The following is a 17,629-nucleotide window of genomic DNA, read 5'->3' as shown; positions in this document are numbered from 1 at the left end:
GCTACTCCCACTCAATCGTAGCGGGTGGCTTACCACTAATATCGTAGACCACACGATTGATTCCGCGCACCTCATTAATAATTCGGTTAGATACACGCCCTAATAGTTCATGAGGCAAATGCGCCCAATGTGCGGTCATAAAATCTTGAGTCTGCACTGCACGCAAAGCTACAACATATTCGTAAGTGCGACCATCGCCCATTACTCCTACTGATTTGACTGGTAGAAATACCGCAAAAGCTTGACTCGTTAAGTCGTACCATGATTTTCCGCTAACTTCATCAATCGTGTTGCGCAATTCTTCAATAAAAATGGCATCGGCATGACGCAGTAAATCAGCGTATTCAGCCTTCACGTCACCTAAGATGCGCACACCCAAACCAGGGCCTGGAAAGGGATGGCGATAGACCATTTCACGGGGTAGACCTAGCGCCACACCCAACTCGCGCACCTCATCCTTGAATAATTCACGTAAGGGTTCGAGTAATTTCAAGTGCATATCATCTGGTAAACCGCCTACATTGTGGTGACTCTTAATGGTATGAGCACCCTTTTTACCTTTGCCAGCAGACTCAATGACATCCGGATAAATAGTGCCTTGCGCTAACCACTTGGCATTTTTAATTTTGATGGATTCAGCTTGAAATACGTCAATAAATTCTTTGCCAATAATTTTACGTTTCATCTCGGGATCGCTTACGCCTGCTAGCTGCGCCATAAATTGTTCAGCTGCATCCACCCGAATAACCTTCACCCCTAAATTACGGGCAAACATTTCCATCACCATTTCACCTTCATTCAAGCGCAATAAACCATGATCGACAAATACACAAGTAAGTTGATTACCAATCGCTTGATGAATTAATGCTGCGGCAACGCTCGAGTCAACGCCTCCCGATAAACCTAAAATTACTTCATCGCTGCCAACTTGTGCGCGAATATGCGCGATGGCCTCACTAATGTAATCACCCATCACCCAATCGCCTGGGCAATGACAAATATCATGTACAAAACGCTGCAAGATGGCTTCGCCCTGCAGGGTATGGGTTACTTCTGGATGAAACTGAAAACCATAAAATTGTTTGGCTTCATCGGCCATGCCAGCAATGGGGCAAGAGGCGGTTGAGGCCATTAATTGAAAGCCAGGCGGCATAGTCGTGACCGAATCACCATGACTCATCCAGACCTTCAGAATGCCATGACCATCAGTAGTCACAAAATCTTCAATGCCTTTTAAAAGGGCAGTATGGCCATGTGCTCGAACTTCTGCGTAACCAAATTCGCGGGCTTTACCCAGCGTCTCGGCTGACGCAACCGCACCGCCCAATTGTTCAGCCATGGTTTGCATGCCATAACAAATGCCAAGTACTGGCACACCTAATTCAAAAACAATTTGTGGGGCTCTAGGACTAGCGCTGCTAGTAACTGAATTTGGACCGCCAGAAAGAATAATGCCTTTGCAGTCGTCTTGCTCTACTAAACGTCGAATCAGTTCAGGAGCGCAATCGTAAGGATGAATTTCGCAATAGACTTTTGCTTCACGGATACGGCGGGCAATGAGTTGGGTTACTTGGGAACCAAAATCAAGAATAAGAATCTTAGCGTGCACAGCGATATCGTTTAATCAATATGGTAATTAGGTGCTTCCTTTGTAATCTTGACATCATGCACATGCGATTCACGCACACCTGCTGAAGTAATTTCTACAAAATTGGCTTTGTCATGTAACTCGGCAATTGTTTTACAACCGCAATACCCCATTGAGGAACGAATACCGCCAGTCAGTTGATGCAAGATGGTGAGAACGCTACCCTTATAAGGTACTTGCCCTTCGATACCTTCGGGAACTAACTTATCGGCATTAGCAGTGGCAATATCTTCTTGGAAATACCGATCAGCAGCACCATCCGTCATCGCACCTAAAGAACCCATGCCACGATAACTTTTATATGAACGGCCCTGATATAAAAAGACTTCACCTGGCGCCTCTTCAGTACCTGCAAACATGCCGCCCATCATTACCGCATCTGCTCCAGCTGCCAGCGCTTTCGCCACATCACCTGAATAGCGCACTCCACCATCGGCGATTAATGGCACACCGGTGCCTTTGAGGGCCAGCGCAACATTGACGATGGCAGTAATTTGTGGAACACCGACGCCCGCCACAATGCGAGTAGTGCAAATGGAGCCGGGGCCTATACCCACCTTGACGCCATCGGCCCCCGCTTCCAATAATGCTTTTGCGGCATCAGCAGTGGCGATATTGCCGCCAATCACTTGCACTTGCGGATAATTTTTCTTCACCCACTTCACTCGATCAAGAACCCCTTGACTATGACCATGGGCCGTATCAACCACAATCACATCGACCCCTGCCCTCACCAGTAACTCGACGCGCTCGTCGTTATCTGAGCCCACTCCAACCGCCGCCCCAACGCGCAACTTACCTTCGCTATCTTTACACGCATTCGGATGCTCGGTAGCCTTTAAAATATCTTTAACCGTAATTAGGCCCCGTAATTCAAAAGCATCGTTGACCACCAACACGCGTTCAAGGCGATGTTTATTCATTAAGCGCTTGGCGTCTTCTAATGAAGCGCTTTCGCCCACAGTAACGAGTCGATCGCGCGGCGTCATTTTGGTTTTTACCGGCGCATCAAGCTCCTCTTCAAAGCGTAAATCGCGATTAGTGATGATGCCCACGACCGTCTTGCCCTGCAGCACAGGAAAGCCAGAAAAGCCATGTTCACGCGATAACTGAATCACCTCGCGCACGGTAACCTCAGGTCCAATGGTGATGGGGTCACGCAAGACGCCTGACTCATAACGCTTTACTTTAGCTACTTCGCGGGCTTGCTCAGCTGGTTTGAGATTTTTATGCACAATACCAATACCACCCTCGCTGGCCATTGCAATGGCTAAACGACCTTCGGTTACGGTGTCCATGGCCGCCGAAACTAAGGGGATGTTTAAGGCAATATCGCGGGTTAAACGACTAATTAAACTCGCATCACGTGGTAAGACCGCCGAATAAGCAGGCACAAGGAGCACGTCGTCGAAAGTGAGTGCTTTTTGGATGAGTCGCATACAAAACCCCTAGTCGCAAAATCAGATTATAGACTTATCGCTGCTTCGCCTTGCGACGGGCCTGACGAGCCAGGGCACTGGCCTTTAATTCACTATCCCGGTTTTGATTGGCTTTTTTACGCCGCACTGCCTTCGGATCAATCAATAAGGGGCCATATAACTCAATTCGATCACCTTCATAAATAGGGCTAAGCCAGTCTTTGCGCTTGCCAAAGACCCCAATACAACCCTTTCGACTAAAGGCTGGATCAGTGGGCCCACTAGCAATCCCGGCACGCATTAAGGCCATTCCAATGGTGGCCACCGCGCCACTTGGCAGGGGTAAATACAAAGGAGTAATGATCGGTGAGGCATCGCCCCTTTGCAAACTAGCGCTTGCGCGGGCGTCGCAAAGCCACAAATTCAAGCCTTTAGCCATATAAGCTTTCAGCTCGGGTGACAAAGCGATCGACAAACGTACCAGCAATATGGGCAAAGACGGGGCCAATAATTTTATCGAGCAAGGCATTTTTAAATTCCCAATGCAACTTAAACTCTACTTTGCACGCATCTTCGCGCAAGGCAATAAAGTTCCACTGACCTGAAAAATGCCGAAACGGTCCATCGACAAAAACCATATCAATGGTTTCGGGGCGATGATTCACATTGCGCGTATGGAAGTATTGATTAATGCCTTTAAAATGAATGTGTATTTTGGCGTCTAAAATTGTTTCAGACTGTTCAAAAATCTCTACGCCGCCACACCATGGCAGAAATTCAGGGTAACGCGCCACATCGGTCACTAAATCGAACATCCGTTCAACGGATTGGTTAATTAAAACGGTCTTGTAGACGTCTGCCATAATTAAGTCAGAAAATTACTATATAAACCATGAGTATCGTTGATAACAAAAAAGCCTTCTTTGATTATTTTATCGAGGAACGCTGCGAAGCTGGACTCGCCTTAGAGGGCTGGGAGGTGAAAGCCATTCGCGCAGGCCGGGCACAAATTAAAGAGGCGTATGTGGTAATCCGCAAGGCTGAACTATTCCTCATTGGCGCACATATTAGCCCGCTTAGCTCCACTTCGACCCATGTACTAGCTGACCCCACGCGTACCCGTAAATTACTCCTTAATGCCCTTGAAATTCGCAAACTCATTGGCAAGGTCGATCAAAAGGGGTATACCCTTGTACCCATTAACCTGCATTTCTCGAAAGGCAATGTGAAATGCGAGATTGGCTTAGCTAAAGGGAAAAAACAACATGACAAACGCGCTACCGAAAAAGAACGTGATTGGGAGCGAGAAAAAGCCCGCATTGCCCGCGGCGACCTGTCTTAAGCTAACGGCACTTTTCGCTGGAGCTGCCTTTAAAAATAAGCCGTTTTTAGCTAAAAAGTTTCTTTTAGCACCAAATTTGTGCATTAATGCACCATCGAACCTCCCCGTTCGCCCCTGAAGTACCCTAAGGTGATTTAACTTATAGCGATGAACTTGCCATACGACGAAATGCTCAACGAGGCAGGTAAAGCGCGGCCCCATTACCGCACCTTTCATCGCTGGCTAAAGCAGCAAAGCGATACCCTTATGGGTCTGAAGCGCGCTGAGGCGGAACTGATTTTTCGACGAGTGGGAATTACCTTTGCTGTTTATGGTGATGACTTGGGCGCAGAACGCACGATTCCATTCGATCAAATTCCGCGGATATTTAGCGCTCAAGAATGGGCTCAGCTTGAAGCTGGGCTGCGTCAACGGGTTCAAGCCTTAAACTGTTTTATCTCTGATATTTATCATGCAGAAGCCATTATTAAAGCGGGCATTGTGCCCGCCGAGCAAATTTTTAATAATGCCCAATACCGTCCCGAGATGCGCAATGTAGATGTGCCGCGCGACATCTACGCGCAAATTGCGGGAATTGATATTGTGCGTGCAGGTGCAGGGGAGTTTTATGTATTAGAAGATAACTTACGCGTGCCATCTGGTGTCTCATATATGGTGGAAGATCGCAAAATGATGATGCGCTTATTTCCCGACTTGTTTCAAGAGCAACGCATTGCACCCGTAGAGCATTACCCCGACCTTTTATTGGAGTGTCTGAAGTCAGTAAAACCCAGCGATGTTAAAAAACCCAATGTGGTTGTGTTAACTCCAGGGATGTACAACTCAGCTTACTTTGAACATACCTATTTAGCCTTACAAATGGGGGTTGAATTGGTTGAAGGCAAAGACTTGTATGTGAAAAATGAGCAGGTCTTCATGCGCACTACCCAAGGCCCCGAACGAGTCGATGTCATTTATCGACGCATTGATGATGACTTTTTAGACCCTCTGGCTTTTCGCTCTGATTCCACACTCGGTGTTGCTGGTCTCCTCTCGGCCTACCGAGCTGGTAATGTGACCTTGGCTAATGCTATAGGCACAGGCGTAGCTGATGATAAATCGATTTACCCCTATGTACCGGAAATGATTCAGTTCTATTTAGGTGAAAAACCCATTCTCAATAACGTCCCTACTTTTCAATGCCGTAAACCAGAAGATCTGGCTTACACCTTGGCACACTTAAGCGAGTTGGTGGTCAAAGAAACGCATGGTGCAGGCGGCTATGGCATGTTGGTAGGACCAGCCGCCAGCAAAGCTGAGATAGAAAGTTTCCGCGTCCACTTAAAAGCCAACCCAGAAAAATATATTGCACAACCTACCTTAGCCTTATCAACCTGCCCAACTTTTGTGGAATCGGGTATTGCGCCCCGCCATATTGATTTACGCCCTTTTGTGCTTTCAGGTAAAACGGTGAAGATGGTACCAGGCGGGCTTACCCGAGTGGCCCTGAAAGAAGGCTCATTAGTGGTTAATTCGTCTCAAGGTGGCGGCACAAAAGATACCTGGGTCCTAGAAAAATGAGGCAATCATGTTAAGTCGTACCGCCGATTGCCTCTATTGGATGGCACGTTATACCGAGCGCGCTGAAAATACGGCACGCATGCTCGACGTTAGTCATCAAACGTCTTTACTTCCCCAGCCAGAACAATTTCTCGAGCAAAGCTGGAAAAAACTCTTGACGATTTCGAAATTAGAAGATGATTTTGGCAGCAAATATGACGCCATCAATCGTCATAACGTGCTTGACTTCATGATTTATGAAAATACTAACCCATCTAGTATTGTTTCTTGCCTATATTCTGCCCGTGAAAATGCTCGCGTGATTCGCGGTCGCATCACCTCCGAGGTATGGGAAACACAAAATACTACTTGGCTTGAACTACAAACCATCTTAGTTAATCGCGAGCGCTCAGACCATAGTCGCTTTTTAGATTGGGTTAAGCACCGCTGTCATTTAGTGCGTGGCGTGATTCAAGGCACAATGTTAAAAAATGAAGCTTTATATTTTTTAGGTATTGGCACTTTAATCGAGCGCGCTGATAATACTGCGCGCATCTTGGAAACAAAATATGAGATTCAAGAAAATTTAAAGCAAATACCAACGAAAAAAGAATTAGAAGAAGAATCAGGCGATAGCTTCTTTGATTTTTATCATTGGGCCTCACTACTGCGCTCAGTATCTGCATTTGAAATTTATCGGCAAATTTATTCAGATCAAATCACCCCTAAAAAAGTTGCAGAACTATTAATTTTTAACCCACAAATGCCGCGTTCGCTAGTTTCTTGTGTCAATGAGTTAATCCCCTTAATGGCTGCTGTACGCAATCAAGACTCGAGGGAAATCGAACGTCTGCTTGGCAAACTAAAAGCCAGCCTTGAATTTTCCGATATCGATGAGGTCTTTAGTCAGGGTCTCGAAGAATTTATGGAAGTTTTCTTAGCGCGCATTAATCATATTGCCGATGATTTTAGTAATACCTTCCTAATACCCCTAGCTGTTGCTTAATCACCCTTTACTGCCCAATTCATGCAATTAAAAATTATTCACCGCACCGAGTACCATTATGAATTGCCAGTCCGCTACTCAATTCAAGAGTTACGCTTAACCCCCACTACAACTGCCGGGCAAGACGTTGAAAAATGGTGCATTCAGACGCCCATTAAAGCCAATCTGTCAATTGATGCCTTTCAAAATACCTGCAGTACCTTTGTGCAAGATAATCCTTATACTGCAATGATGATTGAAGCTGAAGGAATTGTTAAAACGAGTGCAGCCTATGAATTTATCGATTCAAGCAAAACGGTTTCGCCTTATTATTTATTACAACAGACCCGCCTTACCGAACCCACTGCAGACATGCTCGATTTTTTTGCCGCCGACTTACCAAAAAATAATCAGCCTGATGCTATTCTAAATTTAGCCACGGCCGTACAGCAAGCCATTGCGTATATTCCTGGCTCAACCAATTTTGCTAGTTTAGCAGCGCAATCATTCGCCTTAAAATCTGGGGTCTGTCAAGATCACAGCCATATACTCTTGGGCCTCTGTCGTGCCAGCCACATTCCAGCTCGCTATGTAAGTGGTTATTTCTTTACTGAAGACTCACCCGATTTAGCCAGCCATGCTTGGATTGATGCTTGTATTGACATTGAGCGCGGTCATTGGATTAGTGTAGATACTACCCATGCCTGTTTTACTGATGCGCGCCATATTCGCCTGGCCGTGGGGCGAGATTACTATTCAGCCGCGCCCGTAAAAGGGGTTCGCTCTGGGGGTGGCGAAGAAGAACTGACCGCGACTATTTCCATCCATCAATTATCCTAGTAACTATTTTTATGAAGAATGGATTCTTGCCATGACCTATTGCGTTGGCCTTTGCCTAAAAAATGGCTTGGTTTTTTTAGCTGATACCCGTACGAACGCGGGTGTTGATCAAATTGGCATCTTCCGCAAAATGACCTTATTTCAAAAAGATAAAGATCGTTTCTTTGCCCTGATGAGCTCTGGAAATTTAGCTATTACTCAAGCTGTAAAAGAAATTCTACTGCAAGGAAAATTACTCAGTGGGAAAAATTTATGGAACGCTGCCAATGCACATGAAGCAGCTGAAGTTGTTGGTGACGCCATTAAAAAAGTGTATGAACGTGATTTTGAAGCACTTAAAAAAGCAGGTATTGACTTTAATTGCAATCTCATTTTTGGTGGTCAAGTACGCGGTGAAAATCCACGGCTATTTAATGTTTATTCAGCGGGTAATTTTATTGAGGCTACACCTGAGAATTGTTATTTCCAAATTGGCGAATCAAAATATGGCAAACCCATATTAGATCGGGTTGTCAATTTTCAAACTCCTTTAAATCTGGCGACAAAATGCGCTTTAATTTCGATGGATTCCACTCTCAAAAGCAATATCTCGGTTGGTTTACCCCTCGATTTACTAGTTTATGAAACCAACTCGTTTCATCCCAGCAAACTGGTGACGATTGACGAAAGTAACCCTTACTACCAAATGATTCATCAGGTCTGGGGACAAAAATTACGTGCCGCTTTTATGGAAATACCGGAACCCAGTTGGAATAGTTCACGCCGAGGTACAGCCATTATGTCGAGCTCAAAAGAGCTTGGCGCGGTACCCATTGAGCATGAAAATAAAAAGAAGTCCGCTACGAAACCAAAGCGCCAGAGCCATAAAAAATAAACTTTTTAGCAAACTACTTCGCCCGCGCGCTTTAATCTCGCTTATTTCGCCAACATTTCCCAAGTTTGCACTACGCTATCGGGGTTCAAGGAAATTGAGGTAATACCCTTTTCCACTAACCACTTAGCAAAATCAGGATGGTCAGAGGGTCCTTGACCACAAATACCAACATATTTATTTTGCTGGCGACAGGCGTCTATAGCGCGCTCAATCATGAAGGTCACTGCTGGATCGCGCTCATCAAAATCAATCGCCAAGAGCTCCATTCCTGAGTCGCGGTCTAAGCCAAGCGTGAGTTGTGTCAGATCATTCGAGCCAATCGAAAAACCATCAAAATAGGTCAGAAATTCATCTGCCAAAATTGCATTCGACGGCACCTCACACATCATTATTAAGCGCAGGCCGTTTTCCCCTCGCCGTAGACCCAGCTTAGCCATCATGTCAATAACGCGCTCAGCCTGTTTGGTGGTGCGCACAAAGGGCACCATAATTTCAACATTATCTAAGCCCATGTTTTCACGAACGCGTTTCAGGGCTACACATTCCAAAGCAAAGGCCTCACCAAAATCGGCAGACACATAGCGCGAAGCACCACGAAAACCGAGCATCGGATTTTCTTCGTCAGGTTCATAACGCGATCCACCAATCAGTTTCTTATACTCATTCGATTTAAAGTCGGATAAGCGCACAATGACCGATTTAGGATAAAAAGCAGCAGCAATTGTTGCGACCCCTTCGACCAATTTATCCTCATAAAATGCCCGTGGACTGGCATAACCGCGCGCGACACTTTCTACTGCGCGCTTTAAGTCGGGGTCGATATTCGGATACTCTAAAACCGCTCGGGGATGCACGCCAATGTAATTATTAATAATAAATTCGAGCCGCGCTAAACCAACACCACTATTCGGAATTTGGCAAAAATCAAAAGCCAATTGCGGATTACCAATATTCATCGTTATTTTTACGGGTATCTCTGGCAATTCTCCGCGTGATATTTCAGTTATCTCGGTTTCAATCAGACCGTCATAAATATGCCCTTCATCACCTTCCGCACAAGAAACCGTTACCACCGCGCCTTCTTGTAATACGTCGGTCGCATCACCGCAACCCACAACGGCTGGCACACCTAACTCGCGGGCAATGATAGCGGCATGGCAAGTACGGCCACCGCGATTGGTAATAATGGCAGCCGCTCGTTTCATCACGGGCTCCCAGTTGGGGTCGGTCATATCCGCTACTAAAACATCGCCGGGTTGCACTCGATCCATTTCGTTTGCATCGCGAATAATACGTACTGGTCCAGCGCCAATTTTTTGGCCAATTGCTCGACCCTTCGCCAATATCTTTGAACTACCTTTTAACTTATAGCGCATCTCTAATTGACCAATGGCCTGACTCTTCACAGTCTCTGGACGCGCCTGCAAAATATATAACAGGCCATCTTTACCGTCTTTACCCCACTCGATATCCATCGGCCTACCATAATGTTTTTCAATAATCACGGCAAACTTGGCAAGCTCAGTAATATCGGCATCCTCCAAAGAAAAGCGATTGCGTTTTTCGGGAGCAACATCGGTGGTAATGACCCGCTCTGCAGAGCCAGCAGGGGCAAATTCCATTTGAATTAATTTAGAACCGAGCGAGCGGCGAATAATGGCGCTTTTATTCTGGGCTAAAGTAGTTTTGAAAACATAAAACTCATCCGGATTGACTGCGCCCTGCACTACTGTTTCACCCAAGCCATAACTTGAGGTAATAAACACGACATCCGGAAATCCCGATTCAGTATCTAGTGTAAACATCACTCCAGCTGCGCCTAAATCAGAGCGCACCATACGCTGGATGCCGGCCGATAAAGCAACTTCAGCATGAGCAAAGCCCTTATGTACCCGATACGAAATAGCGCGATCGTTGTACAAAGAAGCAAAAACAATGCGGATCTTCTGTAAAACATCCTCAATACCCGCCACATTCAGAAAAGTTTCTTGCTGACCCGCAAACGAGGCGTCAGGCAAATCCTCGGCTGTTGCTGATGAGCGCACCGCAAACGATCCTTGGCCTGAGGCGTCTAGCTGAGCAAACGCTCGGCGAATTTCCTGTTCAAGACGAGGCTGAAACGGCGCTTCTTCAATCCAGCGGCGAATTTCCGCCCCCGCTTGCGCTAAAGCACGTACATCGTCAATGTTTAAATTGACTAAACGCTGTTGAATACGCTCAGTTAACTGATTGTGCTGCAAGAAATCACGAAAAGCTAAAGCCGTGGTGGCAAAGCCAGTTGGAACTCGCACGCCAGCACTCGCTAGTTGCGAAATCATTTCCCCTAAAGAGGCATTTTTACCGCCAACCGATTCAACATCGGTCATTCTTAGTTGTTCAAAAGGCAATACATACGCATCGCCCGCCTGGGCTACAGTTGGTTGGTTGGACATAAATACACTCGCAAAAAATAAAGAAAGCGGTTCAGCAGCCAGCAAAAATGCGGCATACTTCATTAATCGCTATTGTAGTACCCCGCTTGCCTCGGTCAGTCTAAACTGACCTAATTGACCCTTAAACTATGACCAACTCCACTAGGCTCGTTTTTATCGTCTCAGACGGCACGGGAATTACGGCCGAAAACTTTAGCCAGTCGATTTTGGCGCAGTTTGAGCTGAGCTTTAAGCAAATCCGCATTCCTTTCGTAGATAGCCCAGAAAAGGCCTATAAAGCTCTAGAAACGATTAATCAGGCATGCCAAGACAAGGGGTTTAAGCCAATTATCTTCACTACCCTCGTCAATCCTGAAATGAACAGCATTGTGGCCAAAGCGGAAGGCCTGGTGCTCGATATGTTTCAAACCTTTGTTGCGCCGCTCGAACAATTGTTGGGCCAAAAATCGACCCATGCCATTAATCGCTTACACCACAACGCCGATACCGATGCATATAAAAATCGTATAGAAGCCATCAATTATTCACTCGCCCATGACGATGGGCAATCAAATCAAAATTTAGCCTCTGCTGATGTCATTTTGGTGGGGGTTTCCAGGGTTGGCAAGACCCCCACGAGCCTGTATCTAGCCATGCAATATGGCTTAAAAGCGGCTAACTACCCGCTCATTCCTGAAGATTTTGAGCGCGGTAAATTACCCCAAGATTTACGCACATTTCAATCAAAAATCTTTGGCTTGATGATTGATCCCGAAAGACTCGCTGAAATTCGTAATGAAAGGCGTCCAGGAAGTAATTATGCTAAGTTAGAAAACTGTCGCTATGAAATTAACGAGGCTACGGCGATGATGCGCCGCGAATCAATTCCTTGGATTGCTACTACTAGCAAGTCAATTGAAGAAATTGCCACGACGATCTTACAAGCGATTAAATCGGATAAAACTTTATGAACCAGATCGCGTTATTAGCTGCTGCGTACCCGCACAGTTTCGAATAAACACACTGCTGCGGCAGTTGCAACATTTAAGGATTCAACCCCTGCTGCTAGCGGAATTCGCACGAGTTGGCCTTGGGACCGCAGCGCAACAGAAACGCCGTGACCTTCGCTACCAAATACCCAAGCTACAGGATTTTTTAATTGCGCTTGCAAGGCATATAAGTCTGTCTTCGCTTCGGCAGCAGTGATCAGCAACGGCGCATCAAGATACTGCATGAGATTAGTTATTGTCCAATCTTCATATAAGGTGAGTTGATGGTGAGCGCCCATCCCTGCCCGCAATACTTTACTAGACCATAAATGGGCACACCCCCTTAAGGCCACAACCGTTTTTACCCCGGTTGCTGCCACAGTACGCAAAATGGCGCCGACATTTCCAGCATCTTGAATACCTTCTAGAATCACCACATCTCCGTTTAGCAGAAATTGCTTGGCGATAGGCTGAATGACAGAATCGGGAAGCTGCACTAATCCCAAAAAATGGGGGGCATTCTCTAACTCACTAATTGAGTCCCAGAGTGCAGTATCTAGCTCAACTAAGCGGGTTTGCGGACATAAAGCCAAATGGCGTTCTAGCGACTCCAGTATTTCTGGGTTTGCCAAACCAGCTGCACTCGTTAGTACGATGCTTAAACTGGGGTCACCAGCCCAGGTTTGTAATAAATGCACTCCCTCTAGCACTGCTTGGGAGTTTGCCAAACGTTGCTTCTGGCCTTTGCTGCCTAGCGCTTGTAACAAGCGAATTTGCTTGAGCAGTGCATTGTCTTTTGAGCTAATGAATTCAACTTCGGTATTACCAAATAGATTCATGGGGCTTCACCATTTAATACCCGCCGCACGGGCCCAAAACTAATACGATGCTCTGGGCAAATTCCAAACTCAGTTAAGGCGGCGTAATGGGTTGGGGTTGGATAACCCATATGCTGATTAAAACCGTATTGAGGAAAGCGCGCATGGAGTTCATCCATTTGTCGATCGCGACTTACCTTAGCCAAAATTGAAGCGGCTGAAATCGCCTGCTCTTTAGTGTCGCCTTTAATTATTGCCTCAGCTGCTATCGGTAAGACTGGGCAACGATTTCCATCGATCAGCGCTTTATCAGGCCAAGCGCCTAAAGCGACAACTAAATTTTCAATCGCCCGTTGCATCGCCAGCATCGTCGCCTGCAAAATATTGAATTGATCAATCTCTTGTGGGCTCGCTTCACCCACTCCCCAGGCTTTAGCTTTGAGCATAATTTCAGCGTATAAAAATTCACGCCTCGCTGGCGTTAATTTTTTTGAATCTTTTAATCCTAGAATCGGCTGCAAGGGATTTAAGAGTACGGCCCCAGCTAAGACCGCACCAACCAATGGTCCTCTCCCGGCCTCATCTACGCCACAAATCCATACCCCCTCTTCAATCGCCGAGTAGAGAGAAATCGCCCGCGCATTCATTTTGCGGCACTCAACGCTGTGATAACTTTTCAGCCAACACTTGCGCAACTAAGAGCGCAGTCGGTTGACGCAATTCATGATGCAGCACACTAAAACGTTGGCGTAAGGCAGCAACTTGGTCGGGGTTGAGCAGCCAATTGAGCAGGGCTTTAGCCAATTTCTGTGGTTTGGCCTGAGATTGCAACAACTCGGGCACCACGAATTCCCCACACAAAATATTAGGTAAACCAACATAGGGCAAGTAAGCCTGACGCTTCATTACTTGCGCAGTAAGCCAAGGCACCCGATACGAAATAACCATTGGTTTTTTCCACAGGGCTGCTTGCAAAGTGGCAGTTCCACTTGCAATGAGTACGACATCAGCGGCCTCTAAAATAAGATCAGCTTGACCATCGAACAAATAAATTTGTAATTGTGGATGGCGAGTCAAAACCTCAAGGCGAAGCTGTTCTAAGGCTGGTCTTAAGTGGGGTGCAGCCACGGGTATAACAAAAATGGGTACCGCTTCCTCAAGCTGTTCAGCTAAAACAGGCATCGTTGCAAAAAAAATTGGCGCAATTAATTGAATTTCTGAATGACGACTACCAGGCAAAACAGCCACCACTTTAGCCGTCGTTAAATTTTGCAGACTGGGATCAAGTTCTAATAAGCGGGCTCGAGCTTCTGACACATTAGGCTCTAGAGGAATGGAACTCGCCAAAGGATGGCCGACATAAGTGGCTTGAATACCCGCAGCTTCATAAATCGCTTTTTCAAAGGGGAAAATGCACAGCATATGATCTACTGCTCGTTGAATTTTTTTAATCCGACTACCGCGCCAAGCCCAAATGGATGGCGAAATGAAATGCACAGTAGGAATACCCGCCGAGCGTAATTTTTCTTCAACTCCCAAATTAAAGTCTGGCGCGTCAATCCCCAAAAAAACATCGGGGCGTTTTGCGCCTAGTAAATCAGTAATCAGCGCTTTTCGTACACGCAGAATGGTGGGCAGTTGCCGTAAAGCCTCAACATAGCCCCGCACACTCAAAACTTCCATTGGCCATAAAGATTGTAGGCCTTGAGCCTGCATGAAGGGGCCGCCAATGCCATACATCTCTAGCCCCGCCTGCGCCGGAATTTGCTTTAATGCCTGCAAGCTCGAGGCTGCCAATAAATCGCCCGAGGGTTCACCTGCGACACATGCCAAAGTTGGCAAAGTAAGCCTAACGAATAATGCCGCGCGTTGAGGCGGCAATAAAATCATGAAATTCTGTCAACTTGCCGCTGGTGGCAGCATCTAAACCGGGGCTTACCGACAGTGCATGAATAGCTAATTTAGCGTCTTCAAAACTAAGACTATCTTTATATAACAATTTATAGGCTTGACGTAAGGCAGTAATCGTTTCAGTCGAAAAATCACGCCGTTTCAAGCCTTCAGTGTTAATCCCATGCGGCGCAGCTTTATCTCCAGCAGCAATGACAAAGGGCGGAATATCTTGCACTAAAGCCGATGCTCCACCTAACATGGCATGTTGTCCGATACGAACAAACTGATGCACACCTGTCATACCACCCAAAATCGCCCAATCGCCTACCTCCACATGACCAGCAATTTGTGCATTGCTAGCAAAAATAGTGTGATTGCCAATTTGGCAATCGTGGGCAATGTGTACGTAAGCCATAATCCAATTGTCATTGCCAATACGTGTGACTCCAGTATCTTGTGCAGTGCCAATATGGATGGTCGTGAATTCGCGAATCGTATTGCGATCGCCAATGGTCAATTGTGTAGCCTCACCTCGATATTTCATATCTTGGGGTGCGCCGCCCAGAGCGACAAAATGCCCGATCACGTTATCAATACCTAAAGTGGTCCGCCCCTCAATGACCGTATGCGAACCAATTTTGCTGCCTGCGCCAATCACTACTGCAGGCCCAATTACCGCATAAGGACCAATTTCAACGGTATCGCCAATTTTTGCTTGCGGGTCAATAATCGCCGTTGCATGAATGCGCGCCATTAAACACCTTTTTTGCGCACTGCGCAGGTAATATTAGCCTCGGCAACCAATTTATCATCAACAGTTGCGCTAACTTGAAATTTATAGATGCCAGCACGTTCACGTTCATACAGAGCGGTCATGATCAGTTGATCGCCAGGAACTACCGGTTTTTTAAAGCGGGCGCCATCAATGCCAGCAAAGTAATACAGTGAGTCTTCTTGCTGAGATTCAGAAAATGTCAGCAACGCTGCAGTTTGTGCAAGCGCTTCAATAATGAGCACCCCAGGCATGACCGGCAACCCAGGAAAATGTCCTTGAAAAAAAGGCTCATTCATGGTGACGTTTTTTAATGCCCGAATACTGACACGAGGCACTAAATCTAAAACCCGATCGACCAATAAAAAAGGATAGCGATGCGGGAGTAATTGCAAAATCTGATTGATATCGATCAAGATGGGCTGGGTCATAAAGCTGCTTTGTTCATATAAAAATGCCAGTGAGGAAAGAATTAAGTATCAGTCGAAGATTTGCCACGCTCTAAAAAACGCAATCGTTGGCGTATTTTATCGAGTCCACGCAAGATCGCCGCGTTTTTCTCCCAAGCCGCATGTAACATCGATGGAAACACGCCAGTAAAGTGCTGTCCTGGCTCAATAATAGAGCGAATAATCGACGTACCACCTGAAACCGTCGTGCGATCGGCAATTGTCAAATGCCCGGCAAAATTAGCATAGCCTCCGATCATGCAATAACTACCAATCGTTGTACTGCCGGAAATACCTACACAGCCAGCCACAACAGTATGAGCGCCAATATGGACGTTATGACCAATTTGCACTTGATTATCAATTTTGCAACCTGCCCCAATGCGAGTTTCATTCATTGCGCCACGGTCGATAGTAGTCGAGGCGCCAATTTCTACATCATCTTCTAGCACTACCTTACCAGTTTGCGGAATTTTGACCCACTCGCCACCCGTCGCCGAAAAATCGGGTGCAAAGCCAAAGCCATCAGCGCCAATTACAGTGCTGCTATGAATAATGCAACGTGTCCCAATTTCGCAGCCGTGATAAATCGTTGTCAGCGGGTGTAGCACGCTATCACTGCCAATTCGTACATTTCTACCAATTGAGCTATTCCCCAATATGGTTACCCGCTCACCCAAGACTACACCAGCAGCAATTTGCACAAAAGGACCAATATGGCATGAGGGTGGGACTATGGCCGATGCATCCACAGCAGCCTGCGCATGAATACCGGGCGCATACTTCGTATTCACGTTTCCCTCAAATAGTTGCGCAATGCGCGCAAAAGTTGCATACGGATTTTTTGCCACAATAAAACTACGCAGTTTCGTACTCGCAGCTTGAATAAATTCGCAATCAGCCGCACTAACAATTAGGACGCCAGCAGCGCTATCGAGCGCTTGTTGACGATAAAGGGGGTTGGATAGAAACGCAATTTGATCGGCTTGGGCCAATTCTAGTGGGGCTAAACCCCTTAACGGCGCAGAGCCCTCGCCCACCAACTCCGCTTGAAACTGTTTAGCCAGCTCGATGGCGGTGGGCATGAAACTTACTTTAGATTATTTAAAGCCTTGATGACATCATCAGTGATATCAATCTTCGGGCTTACGTAAGCAGCATCTTGAATAATGACATCAATTTTCCGTTGCTCTGCAATTTGGCGCAAAATTACATTGGCCTTCTCGGCAATCTTGGCGCGCTCTTCAAAATTACGTTGATTTAAATCTTCGGTATATTCTCGTTGCTTGCGCTGCAGTTCACGGTCTTGATCAGCCAACTCACGCTGTTTACGAATTCGATCTGCCTCTGGCATCACGGCGGCGTCGCGATCTAATTTTTCAGCTGCAGTTTTAATTTTTTGCATTGAATCGCGTAATTCATTTTGCCGCTTAGCAAATTCAAGTTCCAATTTTTTTTGCGTTGCCTTGGCCATGTTCGATTCGCCAAACACTTTTTCCACGCTCACGACTGCCAATCGCGTTGGCGGCATCTCCTGGGCAAAAACTGAAGAACCAAACGCAAGCCCAAACAATGTTGAGATTGTGTATAAGCCAACAGAAAAACCTCTCGGTAGATAAGGTTGCTTCATAAGTCTTCCTTAAAACAATTA

The 17,629-nt window shown here is 46.3% G+C and carries 18 protein-coding genes; 6 read left to right on the top strand and 12 right to left on the bottom strand.

Annotated features, from left to right (window positions below):
• Nucleotide 1: 1 nt before the first annotated feature.
• From guaA to LZT22_RS04405, 4 genes are read right to left on the bottom strand one after another with little or no spacing between them, the layout of a single operon-like run.
• A complete protein-coding gene (gene guaA / locus LZT22_RS04420) occupies nt 2-1,609 on the bottom strand; it encodes a glutamine-hydrolyzing GMP synthase (RefSeq protein WP_233923858.1) in 1,608 nt (535 codons plus the stop codon).
• Between the two features lie 11 nt (nt 1,610-1,620).
• The gene (gene guaB / locus LZT22_RS04415; RefSeq protein ID WP_233923857.1) at nt 1,621-3,087 is read right to left on the bottom strand and encodes an IMP dehydrogenase; all 1,467 of its coding nucleotides are present in this window, start codon (nt 3,085-3,087) and stop codon (nt 1,621-1,623) included.
• A gap of 34 nt (nt 3,088-3,121) precedes the next feature.
• Nucleotides 3,122-3,505, bottom strand: a complete 384-nt coding sequence (locus tag LZT22_RS04410) for an RnfH family protein (protein WP_233923856.1) — start codon at nt 3,503-3,505, stop codon at nt 3,122-3,124.
• Nucleotides 3,498-3,929, bottom strand: a complete 432-nt coding sequence (locus tag LZT22_RS04405) for a type II toxin-antitoxin system RatA family toxin (RefSeq protein WP_233923855.1) — start codon at nt 3,927-3,929, stop codon at nt 3,498-3,500. The genes LZT22_RS04410 and LZT22_RS04405 overlap by 8 nt, the downstream gene beginning before the upstream one ends.
• Before the next feature lie 29 nt (nt 3,930-3,958).
• Between LZT22_RS04405 and smpB the strand changes: the two genes are divergently transcribed.
• The 5 genes from smpB to LZT22_RS04380 all read left to right on the top strand — a co-directional run bounded on the left by smpB (nt 3,959) and on the right by LZT22_RS04380 (nt 8,646).
• Complete coding sequence (gene smpB, locus LZT22_RS04400) at nt 3,959-4,408, top strand: SsrA-binding protein SmpB (protein ID WP_233923854.1); 450 nt, start codon at nt 3,959-3,961, stop codon at nt 4,406-4,408.
• A 147-nt stretch (nt 4,409-4,555) separates the two neighbouring features.
• Complete coding sequence (locus LZT22_RS04395) at nt 4,556-5,968, top strand: circularly permuted type 2 ATP-grasp protein (protein ID WP_233923853.1); 1,413 nt, start codon at nt 4,556-4,558, stop codon at nt 5,966-5,968.
• Between the two features lie 7 nt (nt 5,969-5,975).
• Nucleotides 5,976-6,953, top strand: coding sequence for an alpha-E domain-containing protein (locus tag LZT22_RS04390; protein ID WP_233923852.1), 978 nt, complete (start codon nt 5,976-5,978; stop codon nt 6,951-6,953).
• 21 nt (nt 6,954-6,974) lie between these two features.
• A complete protein-coding gene (locus LZT22_RS04385) occupies nt 6,975-7,772 on the top strand; it encodes a transglutaminase family protein (protein ID WP_233923851.1) in 798 nt (265 codons plus the stop codon).
• 31 nt (nt 7,773-7,803) lie between these two features.
• Complete coding sequence (locus LZT22_RS04380) at nt 7,804-8,646, top strand: peptidase (protein ID WP_233923850.1); 843 nt, start codon at nt 7,804-7,806, stop codon at nt 8,644-8,646.
• 41 nt (nt 8,647-8,687) lie between these two features.
• Here the strand turns inward: LZT22_RS04380 and ppsA are convergent, their stop codons facing one another.
• Nucleotides 8,688-11,078 carry a phosphoenolpyruvate synthase gene (gene ppsA, locus LZT22_RS04375; RefSeq protein WP_233924081.1) on the bottom strand — a complete coding sequence of 797 codons (2,391 nt, stop codon included), beginning with the start codon at nt 11,076-11,078 and terminating at the stop codon, nt 8,688-8,690.
• A 128-nt stretch (nt 11,079-11,206) separates the two neighbouring features.
• Here ppsA and LZT22_RS04370 point away from each other — a divergent pair, with 128 nt between their 5' ends.
• Nucleotides 11,207-12,028, top strand: coding sequence for a pyruvate, water dikinase regulatory protein (locus LZT22_RS04370; protein WP_233923849.1), 822 nt, complete (start codon nt 11,207-11,209; stop codon nt 12,026-12,028).
• Nucleotides 12,029-12,042: 14 nt separating this feature from the next.
• Here LZT22_RS04370 and LZT22_RS04365 read toward each other — a convergent pair whose 3' ends face one another.
• Genes LZT22_RS04365 through LZT22_RS04335 form a run of 7 tightly spaced genes read right to left on the bottom strand, consistent with a single transcriptional unit; the run spans nt 12,043 to nt 17,608 of the window.
• Complete coding sequence (locus LZT22_RS04365) at nt 12,043-12,885, bottom strand: RNA methyltransferase (protein ID WP_233923848.1); 843 nt, start codon at nt 12,883-12,885, stop codon at nt 12,043-12,045.
• Nucleotides 12,882-13,511, bottom strand: coding sequence for a ribonuclease HII (gene rnhB / locus LZT22_RS04360; protein ID WP_233923847.1), 630 nt, complete (start codon nt 13,509-13,511; stop codon nt 12,882-12,884). Before rnhB ends, LZT22_RS04365 begins: the two co-directional genes overlap by 4 nt.
• Nucleotides 13,512-13,521: 10 nt before the next feature.
• Nucleotides 13,522-14,754, bottom strand: coding sequence for a lipid-A-disaccharide synthase (lpxB, locus tag LZT22_RS04355; RefSeq protein ID WP_233923846.1), 1,233 nt, complete (start codon nt 14,752-14,754; stop codon nt 13,522-13,524).
• Nucleotides 14,714-15,511, bottom strand: coding sequence for an acyl-ACP--UDP-N-acetylglucosamine O-acyltransferase (gene lpxA, locus LZT22_RS04350; protein ID WP_233923845.1), 798 nt, complete (start codon nt 15,509-15,511; stop codon nt 14,714-14,716). Before lpxA ends, lpxB begins: the two co-directional genes overlap by 41 nt.
• Nucleotides 15,511-15,960 carry a 3-hydroxyacyl-ACP dehydratase FabZ gene (gene fabZ, locus LZT22_RS04345; protein WP_233923844.1) on the bottom strand — a complete coding sequence of 150 codons (450 nt, stop codon included), beginning with the start codon at nt 15,958-15,960 and terminating at the stop codon, nt 15,511-15,513. Before fabZ ends, lpxA begins: the two co-directional genes overlap by 1 nt.
• Before the next feature lie 41 nt (nt 15,961-16,001).
• A complete protein-coding gene (gene lpxD, locus LZT22_RS04340) occupies nt 16,002-17,063 on the bottom strand; it encodes a UDP-3-O-(3-hydroxymyristoyl)glucosamine N-acyltransferase (RefSeq protein WP_233923843.1) in 1,062 nt (353 codons plus the stop codon).
• Nucleotides 17,064-17,068: 5 nt separating this feature from the next.
• Nucleotides 17,069-17,608: an OmpH family outer membrane protein gene (locus LZT22_RS04335; protein ID WP_233923842.1), complete on the bottom strand. Its 540-nt coding sequence runs from the start codon at nt 17,606-17,608 to the stop codon at nt 17,069-17,071.
• Between the last annotated feature and the right edge of the window lie 21 nt (nt 17,609-17,629).

This window comes from Polynucleobacter sp. IMCC 29146 (genome assembly GCF_021395195.1).
GTDB lineage: Bacteria > Pseudomonadota > Gammaproteobacteria > Burkholderiales > Burkholderiaceae > Polynucleobacter.
Note: the sequence above shows the minus strand (reverse complement) of the source record. Positions and strands in the feature narration are given on the sequence as shown.

Excerpts from the sequence above, each read along its gene's own strand:
- guaB (WP_233923857.1), bottom strand. The coding sequence starts at position 3,087 with ATGCGACTCATCCAAAAAGCACTCACTTTCGACGACGTGCTCCTTGTG.
- LZT22_RS04390 (WP_233923852.1), top strand. The coding sequence starts at position 5,976 with ATGTTAAGTCGTACCGCCGATTGCCTCTATTGGATGGCACGTTATACC.
- fabZ (WP_233923844.1), bottom strand. The coding sequence starts at position 15,960 with ATGACCCAGCCCATCTTGATCGATATCAATCAGATTTTGCAATTACTC.
- LZT22_RS04385 (WP_233923851.1), top strand. The coding sequence starts at position 6,975 with ATGCAATTAAAAATTATTCACCGCACCGAGTACCATTATGAATTGCCA.
- lpxA (WP_233923845.1), bottom strand. The coding sequence starts at position 15,511 with ATGGCGCGCATTCATGCAACGGCGATTATTGACCCGCAAGCAAAAATT.
- lpxB (WP_233923846.1), bottom strand. The coding sequence starts at position 14,754 with ATGATTTTATTGCCGCCTCAACGCGCGGCATTATTCGTTAGGCTTACT.
- LZT22_RS04365 (WP_233923848.1), bottom strand. The coding sequence starts at position 12,885 with ATGAATCTATTTGGTAATACCGAAGTTGAATTCATTAGCTCAAAAGAC.
- LZT22_RS04395 (WP_233923853.1), top strand. The coding sequence starts at position 4,556 with ATGAACTTGCCATACGACGAAATGCTCAACGAGGCAGGTAAAGCGCGG.
- smpB (WP_233923854.1), top strand. The coding sequence starts at position 3,959 with ATGAGTATCGTTGATAACAAAAAAGCCTTCTTTGATTATTTTATCGAG.
- LZT22_RS04410 (WP_233923856.1), bottom strand. The coding sequence starts at position 3,505 with ATGGCTAAAGGCTTGAATTTGTGGCTTTGCGACGCCCGCGCAAGCGCT.
- LZT22_RS04370 (WP_233923849.1), top strand. The coding sequence starts at position 11,207 with ATGACCAACTCCACTAGGCTCGTTTTTATCGTCTCAGACGGCACGGGA.
- LZT22_RS04380 (WP_233923850.1), top strand. The coding sequence starts at position 7,804 with ATGACCTATTGCGTTGGCCTTTGCCTAAAAAATGGCTTGGTTTTTTTA.
- LZT22_RS04335 (WP_233923842.1), bottom strand. The coding sequence starts at position 17,608 with ATGAAGCAACCTTATCTACCGAGAGGTTTTTCTGTTGGCTTATACACA.
- LZT22_RS04405 (WP_233923855.1), bottom strand. The coding sequence starts at position 3,929 with ATGGCAGACGTCTACAAGACCGTTTTAATTAACCAATCCGTTGAACGG.
- ppsA (WP_233924081.1), bottom strand. The coding sequence starts at position 11,078 with ATGTCCAACCAACCAACTGTAGCCCAGGCGGGCGATGCGTATGTATTG.
- lpxD (WP_233923843.1), bottom strand. The coding sequence starts at position 17,063 with ATGCCCACCGCCATCGAGCTGGCTAAACAGTTTCAAGCGGAGTTGGTG.
- rnhB (WP_233923847.1), bottom strand. The coding sequence starts at position 13,511 with ATGAATGCGCGGGCGATTTCTCTCTACTCGGCGATTGAAGAGGGGGTA.